Here is a 12428-nt window from a genome sequence, read left to right as displayed (position 1 = left end):
TTGGGAGTCCTGAGGCGTATGTTCGCTCGAGTCAAGGACGTCGCATTGCTGCTCGGCCGGATCGGCGTGGCGGTGATGTTCTTCGCGCACGGCCTGCAGAAGTGGAACAGCGGGGTCGAGGCCACCGCGGCGATGTCCGACAAGATCGGCATTCCGCTGCCGACGGTGGCGGCGATCTTCGTGATCGTGCTCGAACTGCTCGGCTCGATCGCCTTCGTGGCCGGCTTCCTGCTGCCGCTGATCGCGGTGGGGTACGCGATCACCATGGCGGGTGCGCTGATCAGCGTGCATGCGGCCAACGGCCTGACCGGTGATGGCGGCTGCGAACTCGTGCTGGTGCCCTGGCGCTCGGTTTCAACGGCGGCCGGCTGTCGCCGGACCACCTGCTGTTCCGGCGGCGCCGGGAGGCCCGCCTCGACGCGAGCCCGGCGCTGGAAGCCGCCTGAGCACGGGTGGAGGGAACCCGGCCTGGGCAAGGGTTCCCTCCCCGCCTCACGCAGGGAGGTCGGCGGTGGTGCGTTCGGCCTCGCGCCGGGCGGCCAGCTTCGCCGGGTCGGCATTGCTCACCTGCACCAGGTGTGCACCCGCGGCGAGCGGGACGAGCAGGCCGTCCAGTACTCCGTCCGGAATCGTCCAATCCACTGTGGACAGAACACGATCGGTACCGCTCAAGCCGAGTTTTCCGGCCCGGACGCGGGCTTCGGCGAGTAGTTCGTCCACAGTGGAGGACGTGAGGGCGGGGGTGTCGCCGGGGATCGGCTGCAGCGGGAGGAACTGGTCACCGGACATCCTGGCCTCGGTCACATAGTCCAGCGCGCCGTCGGTGGGTTCGGTGGTGAGGCCGCGGCCCATCGGGTCGAGCGACACGACCGCGACCGCGGGCGCGCGCACCTGCTGCTCAGGGCCGGTGAACACCACTCGCGCCCCGTCCGGCTCGGCGACCACGTTCGCCCCGCACCACCAGGCCCCAAGCAGGACGCCGGCGGTCTGCCAGTGCGCCGGCAGCAGTACCGCGACGTCGTCGCCCGGCTCCACGTCGAACTCGTCCACCAGCCAGTTCGCCGTTTTCGCGGCCCAGTTCACGGTGGTCGCCACGGACAGCTCGACCCGGCTGCCGAGCCGGTCGTCGTAGTGCGTGATCAGCGGTTTCGCCGAGTTGGCCAGGAGCGGGCGGAGCAGCTGTTCGGTCAGGCTCATGCGCGCAAGGTTAGCCGGGGTTCAGTCCACGCAGGGCAGGCCCGGTACCCCGGAATCCCCCTGCCCGACCGGCGCCCCGGCCGCGCCGCCGCCCCCGGACGGAGCCCGCCCGGCGAGTCCCGCGACGAACTTCCGCACCTGATCCGGGTCGACCTCCACGATGCTCTGCCCGTCCGGGCTGCGGCCGTTCGTGGTGACCACCGGGATCGTGGTGAAAGTGAGGTCACCGGAAGCCAGGCTCTTGAGCTGCCGGGCGAAATCCAGGACGTCGAGCCCCTCGTCGAGCACGATCGATCGGTGCGCGGCGTCCATCAGGTTGTTCAGCGTGCCCGGATCGGTCAGCGTGCCCGCGGAGAGCACCTTGCGCAACGCGGAGGTGAGGAAGGCCTGCTGCCGCTTGATCCGGTCCAGGTCGCCGTTCGGCAGGTTCTTGCGCTGACGGACGAACGAGAGCGCTTCGCCGCCGGAGACGGTCTGTACCCCGCGGGTGAAGTTCGCGCCGGAATCCTTGTCGGTCGTCGCGTGGTTCAGGCACACCTGCACCCCGCCGAGCGCCTCGGTGAGCAGGGAGAAACCGAGCAGGTTGACTTCGGCGTAGTGGTCGACCCGGACCTGGGTGAGATCCTGGACGGCCTGCAGCAGCACCCGCCGCCCGGCCGCGTCCGAATCGCGCTCCAGCTTGGCCTGATCGTGCTCGCCCTGCGCGCGCTGCTCGTTCTCGGCCGCCGCCTTCGCCACCCCGTACGCCGAGTTGATCTTGGACTGCCCGCGGCCCGGCACGGTGACCCAGCTGTCCCGCGGAATCGAGATCCCGGACGGTTTGCCGCCGTTCCTGGGAAACCGCAGCAGGATGATCGTGTCCGTGTTGATGCCGGCTTTTTCCTCGGTACGCAGCGATTTCAGCATCTTGGGCGGCAGGGCGTTGCCTTGCGCGTCGGTTCGTGCGTCGCTGCCGACGAGCAGGATGTCGGTACCGCCGTCATTCGCGGACGGCGCCGGCGGCTCGCCCGGGCGAGGGGTGAGCACGTCGGTGGTGGATACGTTGTTCTGCAGCCGATCCTTGGTGACGTAGGCATATCCGGTCGCCCCGAGCGCGAGTACGGACGCCAGCCCGAGGGCGATCCGGCGGGTCACCCGGCCTGCCCGCCCAGCTCGTCCCGGCCTGCGGTGTGGCTGTTCGCCGGTGGCCTCGGTTATGCCGACCGTGGCGTCGTTGTCGCCGGCGACAGGGAGTTCGGCAAGGTCGTGGCCGGTTTCGGCGCCTTCTGGCTTGGCGTGGCGGGGGGACGTGGTCTCCGGCGAAGGCCCGGGAGTGCCCGGTGCGTTCACCGGCCGGTCCGCGCTCTTCGGGTCTTTCGCACCTGCCTGTCCCGTCGAGCCGCCCTCGTCCGCGGGCCGGCCGGAACTGCCCGGGGGTGTGGCGGCGTCCGGATGTGCCGGGGCCGGGCCGTGGTCCGGCCGGTCCGGGTTCTCCCGCTCTTCGTCCACCCCGCGTACCTCCCCACCTCACCGGCTCGCGCTCCGTTGCCGAGCGCGCTGCCAGATGTCCGACTCTAGTTGACGCAGGGCACTTCGCCTGCCGTGATCGGCGGCGCGGCGGGCGTGACGGGGGTCGCTGAGGAAGACGAGGCGGGCGGGGCCGGCGCGACGGGCCTGGTGGGTGTGCCGCTCGCGGCACCGGCGTCCTTGCCCAGCAGCACCCGGACGTGGCCGGCAGCGACATCCGCGTCCGGTTCGGCCTGCGGGTTGCCGCGGAGGGACTGGCGGACCAGGTCCGCGGCCGCCTCCTCGGACGGGTGGTAGCGCAGCACGGTGGCGGCCCGGGTGGACAGCTTCGTCGCGTCGCTCAGGTGGAAACCCTTGCCTTGCAAGAGGGTTCGGGTCTGCGCCGCGGCGCCGGAGCCGGAGCCGTCGAACAGGTCCACGGTGATCGCGGCCGCGCCCGGCAGGTTCGCGGTGCTCGCCGGGGGCGGGGCGCCGTCCGAGGTCAGCCGGGTGACCTCGGCGTGCACCTTGGCCTGGTCCACGCGCAGCACGTCCGCGCCGCCGATCCGCGCGTTGCCCTCGGTGGGGATGGTGTGGAACTCGATATTGCCACCGGTCAGGCCGCGCATCTGGTCGGCGAACTCGGCTATGTCCCAGCCGGCGGACAGCACCACGGACTTCTTCACCGCCGAGATCAGGTCGGCCAGCTTCACCGGGTTCGCCAGCACCTCCGGCGAGAGCACCTTCCTCGCCAGCCCGGACAGGAACGCCTGCTGCCGGGCGATCCGGTCCAGGTCGTAGTTGGGCAGGCCGTACCGCTGCCGGACGAAGGCCAGCGCCTGCACGCCCTGCACGCTCTGCTGCCCGGCGGGCAGGTCGATCCCGGACTTCTTCTCCTGCATCGGCGCCTTGAGGCACACCTGCACCCCGCCGATGGCCTTGGTGACCTCGTAGAAGCTGGCCAGGTTCACCTCGGCGTACCGATCGATCATGCCCGGTTTGCCGATGAACTTCTCCAGCGTGGCGACCAGGTTCTTGCGGCCGGCCAGCTTGGCCTGCTCGTCGATCTCCTTCAGGTCGCCGCCCTTGGCCTGCAGGGTCTTGAACGTGTCGTTGTAGGCGTAGACGTACGCGCTGTTCAGCTTGTGCTTGCCGAATCCGCCGGTGATCTCCACGTACGAGTCGCGCGGGAAGGAGACCGCGACCGCGTGCTGCCCGTTCTGCGGGATGTGCACCAGGATCATCGTGTCGGTCTGCTTGTCGCCCTCCGCTTCGCCGGCATGCAGCATGTCCAGCACCTCGCGGGGCAGCGGGTCGCCGGCGTTGTCGGTGCGGCTGTCCTGGCCGACCAGCAGGATGTCCATCGCGCCGTCGAGCGGTTTGGCCTGCGCCTGCTGTGCGCCGAAGATGTCGGTGGTGGCGAATCCGCTCCGCGGATCGCCGATGAACTGCCAGAAGTACCAGGTCAGCACCATGATCACGACCGACAGGATGGACAGCACGACCTTGCCGCCGCGGCGCAGCACGAGCAGGACACCGCGACCGCGGCGCGCTGCCACCGACGCCCCAGGCCCTTCGGCCACGTGTCCCTCCCCGGACATGCCCTGCGCACGTCTGTCCCGCCACCCGACTCTACCGGCTCTCCTGGCCGGCACCCGTAGGCTGGTGTCCGATTGCCCGCTCGGGCACACGACGGTGGCAGGAAGGGTGGAGACGGATGCGAGTCCTCGTGACGGGCGGTGCCGGGTTCATCGGATCGCACTACGTCCGGCAGGTGCTTTCGGGGGCTTACCCGACGCTGGGTGACGCCGAGGTGGTGGTTCTGGACAAGCTCACCTACGCCGGCAACGAGGCCAACCTGGCCCCGGTCGCGGACAGCCCGCGGCTGCGGTTCGTCCGCGGGGACATCTGCGATACGGCCGTGGTGACCGAGCAAATGCGCGGGGTGGACCTGGTCGTGCACTTCGCCGCCGAGTCGCATGTAGACCGTTCTATCCTCGGCTCGGCGGATTTCGTGCTCACCAACGTGCTCGGCACGCAGACCCTGCTGCAGGCCGCCCTGGAGGCGGGGGTCGGCAAGTTCGTGCACGTGTCCACGGACGAGGTCTACGGGTCCATCCAGGACGGTTCGTGGACCGAAGATCACGTGCTGGAACCGAATTCGCCGTACTCCGCGTCGAAGGCGTCCTCCGATCTGATCGCGCGCTCCTACTCGCGCACGCACGGGCTGCCGGTGTGTGTCACGCGGTGCTCGAACAACTACGGGCCATACCAGTTCCCGGAAAAGGTGATTCCGGTCTTCGTGACCAACCTGCTCGACGGCAGGAAGGTGCCGCTCTACGGCGACGGCCTGAACGTCCGTGACTGGCTGCACGTGGACGACCACTGCCACGGCATCCAGCTGGTCGCCGACGGTGGGCGCGCGGGCGAGATCTACAACATCGGCGGCGGAACCGAGCTGACCAACAAGGAGCTGACCGGACGGCTGCTGGAGGCGGTCGGGGCCGGCTGGGAGATGGTCGAGCCGGTGGCCGACCGCAAGGGCCACGATCGGCGGTACTCGGTCGACATCGGCAAGATCAGCGGGGAACTCGGCTACGCTCCGCGGGTGTCCTTCGAGGACGGCTTGGCGGGTACCGTGCGCTGGTATGCGGACAACCGGGCGTGGTGGGAGCCGCTGAAGGGCCGCGCCGCGCTCGGTACGTCCTGATGGTCTCGCGGTCGGTGATCCGCAGCAGTCGATCCGCAGTAGCAGTTCGCAGCAGTAGTTCGCAGTAGGAGGAGGTGTGCCGGTGCGGCTGGCCCTGCTCGTGCCCGGCGGTTCCGGTCAACTCGGCCGGGACCTGGTGGAATCCGTGCCGTCCGGGACGGAGGTGGTCGCGCCCTCCTCGGCGGAGCTGGATCTCACCGTCACCGGGGACGTGGTGTCCGCGGTCGGCTCACTTGCCGCCCGTGCGGCCGAATCCGGGGCCGTCCCGCTGGTGATCAATGCCGCGGCTTACACGGCGGTGGACGCCGCCGAGTCGGACGAGGCCCGCGCGTTCGCGGTCAATGTGGACGGTCCCCGGGTGCTGGCCGCGGCCTGCTCGTCGCATCGGGTGCCGCTGATTCAGGTGTCCACCGACTATGTCTTCCCCGGCGACGCGACGCGACCGTACGAAGTGGACGATGCGCTGGGTCCGCGCAGTGCCTACGGCCGGACGAAGGCGGCGGGCGAGGACGCGGTGCTCGGCTCCGGCGCGTCGTCCTGGGTGGTCCGGACCAGCTGGGTGTACGGCCGTACCGGGAACAACTTCGTGAAGACCATCGTGCGCCTGGCGGGCGAGCGGGATCGTCTGTCCGTTGTGGACGATCAGGTCGGTTCGCCGACCTGGTCCGCGGATCTGGCGGCCGGTCTGCTCGAACTGGCCGGGGCGATCGCCGAAGGCCGTGGCCCGGCGGCGAAGGTCTTGCACTGCACGGGGGCGGGAGAGGTCACCTGGTGTGGGTTCGCCCGCGCGATCTTCGCGGAGATCGGCGCCGATCCGGAGCGGGTGCGGCCGTGCACCACGGCGGAATTCCCGCGTCCCGCACCGCGTCCGGCGTATTCGGTGCTGTCCGACGCTTCCTGGCGCGAGGCCGGGCTCGCGCCGTTGCGTGGATGGCGCGAAGCCTTGCACGGCTACTTCGCGGGCTGACGCGCGCTCCTGCTCCAGCAAGGCTGTGAAGGGGCCCTTCACGGACTCAGAGTCCGTGAAGGGCCCCTTCACGGCAGTCCGAGAGAGTCAGCGAGCGACGGCCTGCTGGTAGGCCTCGACTGTCCGAAGTGCACAGTTGCGCCAGGTGAACCCGGCCGCATGCGTGCGGCGGGCGGTTGACGTGATGGTCGCGTGCGGGTCGGTCACGGCTTGACGGAGGGCCTCGGCCAGGCCGTCGACGTCGTCGTAGGGGACCAGCGTCGCGCAGTCGCCTGCGACCTCGCGCAGGGCCGGGATGTCGGTGCAGACCACCGCGACGTCCGAGGCCATCGCTTCCAGCACCGGCAGGCCGAAGCCCTCGTCCCGGGAGGGCAGCACCAGCGCGGCCGCGCCGGCGACCACCGCGCGCAAGTCCACATCGGACAGATAGCCGGTCTGCCCGGACCGGGGCAGCCGGGGGAACGGCCCGGGTCCGGCGAAGACGAGCGGCGGCAGGTCCGGGGCGGCGTCGTGTGCTTTCGCCAGCCACTCCAGGCCCTTGCGCGGCCCGGCGGCACCGGCGAAGAGCAGGTACTTCTCCGGCAGCCGGAGTCTCGCGCGCACGCCGTCCTCCGGCGGGCGCGCGGTGAACCAGGCCGGGTTCACCCCGAGCGGGGTCACCACGATCTTGTCCCGGTCCACATCCAGCTTCTCCGCCACCGCGTCCGCGACCGCGCTGGTCGGCGTGCAGATCACGTTCGCCTGGCGGGCGCCGCGGCGGACGAGTTCGGGCAGGGTACGGTCGGACGGGTTGAGTTCCCCGGGCGCGTCGAAGAACGCCAGGTCGTGGATGGTCAGCACGCCGGCGGCGCGGAATCGGCCGGGCAGCACGAAGTTCGTGCCGTGCACGACGTCGGTGGGGCCGGCGAACAGCTCGACCGGCGGCAGCTGCGAGCGCAGCCAGCTCGCGCGCAGCAGCCGCGCGGACACGGGCATGCCGCGGGCCTCGACGCCGTGCGGCAGCACTTTGCGCAGCTTCCGCCAGCCGCGCAGGGTGAACGCGACCGCCCGAAGGTCCACTTCGGACATCGACGTGAGTTCTTCGCTCAGCGCCGCGGTGTACCGGCCGATGCCCGTGCGGGCGCCGAGCAGCGGTGTGCCGTCCAGCAGGACCCGCAACGGACCCTCAGCCACGGCGCAACCGCTCGCGGGCGACCTTCACGACCCGCCCGGTCGCCCGGCGGGCCAGCTCGCCCGGACCGCCCGCGGCCAGGTATTCCTTCACCAGCGCCACGTCCCGGCGAACCAGTTCGGCGCCGCGCACCGGCGCGGCGGTGGTCAGATCCGCGGCCCCGGGCAGCCGGTCCGCGGCCGGGCGCGGGTTCCGGCAGAACTCCACCAGTGGCTTCAACGCTTCAGGCCACGCGTAGCGCTGCGCGACCAGCTGCATCCGCTCGACGCAGCCCGCCGCGAATTCCTCGTCGTACAGCGTCTTTTCCAGCGCCGCCGCCAGCGCCTCGGCATCCTCGGCAGGGACCACGACGCCCAGGCGCTCCGTTCGCACCAGGTCGGCGAAGGCGTCCCCGTCCGTGGTCACGATCGGCAGGCGCGCCCACAGGTAGTCCAGCACCCGGGTGCGGAAGGCGAAGGTGGTTTCCACGTGCTCGTAGTGCGTGGTCACGCCGGTGTTCGCGTCGAGCAGCCAGTTCTGCCGGTCCGAATAGGGCACCCAGTGCTCGTTGAAGAAGACGTGCTTGTCGGTGAGCCCCAGCGAATCGGCCAGCCGCATCGTCCGCGCGCCGATGTCCATCTCGGCGACCTCGGGATTCGGGTGCTTCATGCCGAGGAACACCAGCCGCGCGTCTTCCCGGCGCTGCCGCAGCAGGTCGACCGCGCGGATCAGGGTGAGCGGGTCGAACCAGCTGTACACGCCGCCCGCCCACAGCACCACGCGGTCGGTTTCGCCGAGGCCCAGCGCGGCGCGCAGACCCGGCCCAGTGCGTACCGGCGCCTGCGGTGAAAGCCCGAACGGCACCACCGCGAGCAGCGACTGCGTGGTCGGGTCGGCGTCGTAGAGCCGCGGCGAGAGCCGGCCGAGCGCGGCGAGGTGACCGAGCCAGAAGTGCCGCTGCCGCTCCGAGGCGCAGAGGAAGAAGTCGGCCCGCTCCAGCTGCGCGTCCAGCACCTTCGTGACGCCCGCCAGGTCGAGCGCGCGCTGGTCGTCGGGCGCGTCCTTGCCCTGTTCCAGCAGCTCCAGGTGCATCGGGTCGTAGACGTCGGCGACCACGATCTTGTGCTCGTGCTGCTTCCTCAGCGACGGGGCCAGCTCCAGCACGTGGCCCTGCAGGATCACCACGTCCGCCCAGCCGATCGGGCCGTCCAGGTCACGATGCTTGCCGGAACCGATCCGGAACGCCGCGGGCGGCGGCGAGAGCAGCGGGTTGGTGGTGATCAGGTGCACGTCGTGCTCGGAGGCCAGCGTGGCGGCGATGTTCCAGGCCCGGATCGCCGGGCCGGCCATCCGCTCGGTGATCGCGTCGCCGGTCAGCACGAGGATCTTCCGCCGCTGCCCGAACACCTCCTCGATGCCGAACGCTTCGACGAGGATTTCGTGTGCCCGCAGGTAATCCGGCAGCGGATACGCGGGTTCGAGCGCCTTGCGCAGCAACGGCAGCAGATCGGCATCCGTCCGTACCCGCGCGGCCTGTTCGGCGGCACGGGATTCGGCCAGCGACGGCATCAGCTCCACGAACCGGTCCACGGCCAGCACCCCGGCGAGCGTGGTGCGCGGCACCGCGACCGGGTCGGTCACCGCCGGGCCGACGCCCTTTTCGAGGTCCAGCTGATCCGGGTCGAGGCCGCCGCGGGCAGTGGCGCGGCGCACGGCCAGCGCGAGCGCGGCGGGCAGCGCACGGGCCAGCGACTCGTCGGACAGGTTCTTGTACAGCGCGGCCAGCGCGTTGCGTTCGAGGAGGAAGGTCTCGCGGCCGCTCTCCGGCGCGTCGACGGCCGACATGGTGCCGTGATGGCGGTGGTAGGTGAGCGATTCCGGCACGTACCGCACGCGCCAGCCGCGCAGGTTCAGCCGCCAGCCGAGGTCGACGTCCTCGTAGAACATGAAGAATCGTTCGTCGAAGCCGCCCAGCTCGGCGAATACCGCGGTGCGCACGAACATCGCCGAACCGGTGCCGAAGAGCACGTCCTTGGCTTCTTCGTGCTCGGCCGCGGGCACTTCGGCCAGCGGACTGCCGGCGTGCCGTTTGTAGCCCATGCCGAACCAGGTGAGCCCGGCGTCGACGAAATCGGTGCCGGTGCCTTCCCAATCGAGGACTTTGCTCGCCACCGCGGCGACACCCGGTTGCGCGCGCAGCTCGGCGACGGCTGCGGAGACCCAGCCGGGGGCGGGTCGGGCGTCGTTGTTGAGGAAACCGAGGACGGTGCCGTTCGCGTGTTTCGCGCCGAGGTTGCAGCCACCCGCGAATCCGGTGTTGACCGGGGATTCGATGAGCCGCACGTCCGGAATTGCGGCACGGATACGGGCCACGTCTTCGCCACCGGAGCCATTGTCGACGCAGATCAGCTCGACGTGCTCGTAGTCGAGTCCGGAACCGAGCGCCCGCAGGCAGGTGATGGTGTCGTCGGCGCCGCGGTAATTCACCACGATCACCGAGACGAGTGGTTGCGGGTCCCCCAGCGCCAAGACAAGCTCCTGTCCCTCGATGTGCGCTCAGCTTAAAGGCCCGCCCACGCCTCCCAGATCACCCCTCGGCCGAGGGCCGCGATCCGGGAAATCCGGCGCCGTTCGCGCAGCGTGCGGGGCATTCGGAGGGCGGTCTCACCGAGGACCCGCCAGCGCAGCCCGATGGCGAAGTTCGCCGCGGACGGACGGTCGCGGCGAAGCGGCAGCAGCACGGTGAGTGCGGCGAACCGCGCCAGCTCGCGTACGGCGATCACGGTCGGTGCGCAGCGCAGCAGCATGAGCAGACGGTTGCGCTCGTTCCAGCGATGGAACAGCGGCGAGCCGGGCTGAGTACTGGCGCCGTGAAGGTGCCGTACGCGTGCGTCGGCGGCCACCACGTGCCAGCCTGCCAGCCGTAGCCGCCACGCGGTGTCGGTGTCTTCGTAGTAACAGAAGAAGCCCGCGGGTACGCCGCCGACCGCGCGCACTGCGTCGGTGCGAAGCAGAGCCGCGCCCCCACAGAAGCCGAACACCTCGTCGGTGGGTTCGGTGAGGTCGGCACCGTGTCCGTCGGCGGTCAGCCGTACGCCGGCGGATTGCGTACGGCCGTCAGGCAGCTCCATCCGCGAGGTGACTGCGGCGGCCAGCGGCTGTGCGGCGAGGGCGTCTTCCAGCTCGGCCAGCCAGCCGGGCGCGGGTTCGGCGTCGTCGTTGAGCCAGGCGACGCGGGGCGTGTCGATCGTGTCGAGCGCCTTCGCCATCGCGCCCGCGTACCCGGCGTTGCGGCGCAGGCGGACGACCTCCGGCCGGCTTGGGTGCGCGGCGAGCAGAGCGGCGGTTCCGTCGTCCGAGGCGTTGTCCACCACGAGCGTCCGATGTGGACGATCTTGGGCGGCCAGCGCGTCCAGACAGGCCGTGATGTGGCTTGCCCCACGCCATGTCACGACAACGACGGTGGTGCCGGAATCCCCGCTGGTCACCTGGAGGACAATAGCGTCGTGCCCGAACTGGTCGTGCTTGCCGAGCAACTGCTGGCTCCCGTTCCGGGCGGCACCGGCCGGTACACGGCTGAGCTGCTGCCCGCACTGGCGGCTACTGCGCCTTCCGGCTGGACTGTGTCCAGCGTCGTTACGCGGCATGCCGACGTGTCCGCTGCGCGGATCGAGGGGGTCGAAGGCCCGCGCATGTTGCGGCTGCCGCCGCGGGCGGCGATCGCGACGTGGCAGATGGGGTTCCCGTGGTGGCCGGGCGGCGACGCGGTGCACGCGCCCACCCCCTTCGCGCCCCCGCGCGCCCCGGCCGGGCGCACGCTCACCGTGACCGTGCACGACACCGTGCCGTGGACGCATCCGGAGACGCTCACCGCGCGTGGCGTGAGCTGGCACCGGTCGATGATCGCGCGGGCCGCCCACCGGGCGTCCGGCCTGATCGTGCCGACCCGCGCCGTGGCGGACGAGCTGGCGGTGCTGGTCGACGTGACCGTGCCGGTGCGCGTCGTGCCGCACGGGGTGACCGTGCCGGAGGGGTCCGCGGAGCTGGACCTGCCGACGCGGTACGTGCTGGCCGTCGGCACGATCGAACCGCGCAAGGGCATGGATGTGCTGGTGGACGCAGTGGCGCAGCTGGACGGCGTGGCCCTGGTGATCGCCGGACAGCCCGGCTGGGGCGAGATCGACCCGGCCCGGCTGGCCGCCGACCGCGGCCTGCGGGAGGTGCGCCTGCTGGGCAAGGTGACGGACGCGGAACTGGCGACCGCGATGCGCGGCGCGGCCGTCCTCGCCGTCCCGAGCCTGGCGGAGGGTTTCGGGCTGCCGTTGCTGGAAGCGATGGCGATGGGCGTCCCGGTGGTGCACACGGATGTGCCTGCCTTGACTGAGGTGGCCGATGGGGCTGGTGTGGTGGTGCCCCGCGGGGATGCTCCGGCCATGGCGAATGCGCTGCGGGGGGTCCTGGACTCGCCCGAGCGCGCGGCCGAGCTGACGAAGCTGGGCCGGGAGCGGGCCCGGACGTTCACCTGGCGAGCCGCCGCCGAGGCGGTCTGGGCCGCTCACCGGCGTCCCTCTTGAGGTGCAGGGCTGTGAAGGGGCCCTTCACAGCCGCAGAGTCCAGGGCCCCGGCAAAGTTGGCCGAGGACCCGTGGTCGGCAGGGAGAGCCGTTGGCTGCCGGACCGGTTTCGGGTCCGTGAAGGGTCCCTTCACGGACCTCCGCAGTCTGCGCAGGGCCCTCTACACCAGACTTTGCCGGAACCCTGGCCGCAGAGTCCGTGAAGGGCCCCTTCACAGCCGTAGCCACCGGGGGGGAGGTAACCGGGCAAGGGGGGGTTGGGTGCTTACCGGAGTGGGTGCGACGTCGGTCGTACTCCGGATGGGTGGGTCGTGGTGAGTTTGTCGGTTCCGTACCTGTGCGTTGA

9 protein-coding genes and 1 pseudogene are annotated in these 12428 nt (G+C 70.9%); 4 read left to right on the top strand and 6 right to left on the bottom strand.

Annotated elements, in window-relative coordinates; translation table 11 throughout:
- Positions 1 to 18: 18 nt before the first annotated feature.
- Positions 19 to 446, top strand: a pseudogene (locus ATK36_RS11820) (DoxX family protein).
- Between the two features lie 46 nt (positions 447 to 492).
- Here the strand turns inward: ATK36_RS11820 and ATK36_RS11815 are convergent.
- From ATK36_RS11815 to ATK36_RS11805, 3 genes are all read right to left on the bottom strand, one after another.
- On the bottom strand, positions 493 to 1197 hold the full coding sequence (locus tag ATK36_RS11815; protein WP_098511298.1) for a TIGR03089 family protein: 705 nt from the start codon (positions 1195 to 1197) through the stop codon (positions 493 to 495).
- Positions 1198 to 1218: 21 nt separating this feature from the next.
- Positions 1219 to 2394 carry an LCP family protein gene (locus ATK36_RS11810; RefSeq protein WP_245915362.1) on the bottom strand — a complete coding sequence of 392 codons (1176 nt, stop codon included), beginning with the start codon at positions 2392 to 2394 and terminating at the stop codon, positions 1219 to 1221.
- A 356-nt stretch (positions 2395 to 2750) separates the two neighbouring features.
- Entirely contained in the window at positions 2751 to 4265 is a 1515-nt protein-coding gene (locus tag ATK36_RS11805) for an LCP family protein (protein ID WP_387001422.1), read from the bottom strand.
- 134 nt (positions 4266 to 4399) lie between these two features.
- Between ATK36_RS11805 and rfbB the strand changes: the two genes are divergently transcribed.
- A complete protein-coding gene (gene rfbB, locus ATK36_RS11800) occupies positions 4400 to 5392 on the top strand; it encodes a dTDP-glucose 4,6-dehydratase (RefSeq protein ID WP_098511293.1) in 993 nt (330 codons plus the stop codon).
- Positions 5393 to 5468: 76 nt separating this feature from the next.
- On the top strand, positions 5469 to 6359 hold the full coding sequence (rfbD, locus tag ATK36_RS11795) for a dTDP-4-dehydrorhamnose reductase (protein WP_170069700.1): 891 nt from the start codon (positions 5469 to 5471) through the stop codon (positions 6357 to 6359).
- Between the two features lie 87 nt (positions 6360 to 6446).
- Here rfbD and ATK36_RS11790 read toward each other — a convergent pair whose 3' ends face one another.
- The 3 genes from ATK36_RS11790 to ATK36_RS11780 are packed head-to-tail and all read right to left on the bottom strand — an operon-like array spanning position 6447 to position 10997.
- Entirely contained in the window at positions 6447 to 7532 is a 1086-nt protein-coding gene (locus ATK36_RS11790; protein ID WP_098511292.1) for a glycosyltransferase family 4 protein, read from the bottom strand.
- Positions 7525 to 10038: a glycosyltransferase gene (locus ATK36_RS11785; protein ID WP_098511290.1), complete on the bottom strand. Its 2514-nt coding sequence runs from the start codon at positions 10036 to 10038 to the stop codon at positions 7525 to 7527. Before ATK36_RS11785 ends, ATK36_RS11790 begins: the two co-directional genes overlap by 8 nt.
- A 32-nt stretch (positions 10039 to 10070) precedes the next feature.
- Complete coding sequence (locus ATK36_RS11780; protein ID WP_245914647.1) at positions 10071 to 10997, bottom strand: glycosyltransferase family 2 protein; 927 nt, start codon at positions 10995 to 10997, stop codon at positions 10071 to 10073.
- A gap of 18 nt (positions 10998 to 11015) precedes the next feature.
- Here ATK36_RS11780 and ATK36_RS11775 point away from each other — a divergent pair, with 18 nt between their 5' ends.
- Positions 11016 to 12083 carry a glycosyltransferase family 4 protein gene (locus ATK36_RS11775; RefSeq protein ID WP_098511289.1) on the top strand — a complete coding sequence of 356 codons (1068 nt, stop codon included), beginning with the start codon at positions 11016 to 11018 and terminating at the stop codon, positions 12081 to 12083.
- Positions 12084 to 12428: the final 345 nt, after the last annotated feature.

The sequence above is a fragment of the Amycolatopsis sulphurea genome (assembly GCF_002564045.1).
Lineage (GTDB): Bacteria > Actinomycetota > Actinomycetes > Mycobacteriales > Pseudonocardiaceae > Amycolatopsis > Amycolatopsis sulphurea.
This window is presented reverse-complemented; position numbering and strand designations above follow the sequence as displayed.

Bases quoted from the DNA above. Each gene is read 5' to 3' on its own strand.
- rfbB (WP_098511293.1), top strand. From the start codon at position 4,400: ATGCGAGTCCTCGTGACGGGCGGTGCCGGGTTCATCGGATCGCACTAC.
- ATK36_RS11815 (WP_098511298.1), bottom strand. From the start codon at position 1,197: ATGAGCCTGACCGAACAGCTGCTCCGCCCGCTCCTGGCCAACTCGGCG.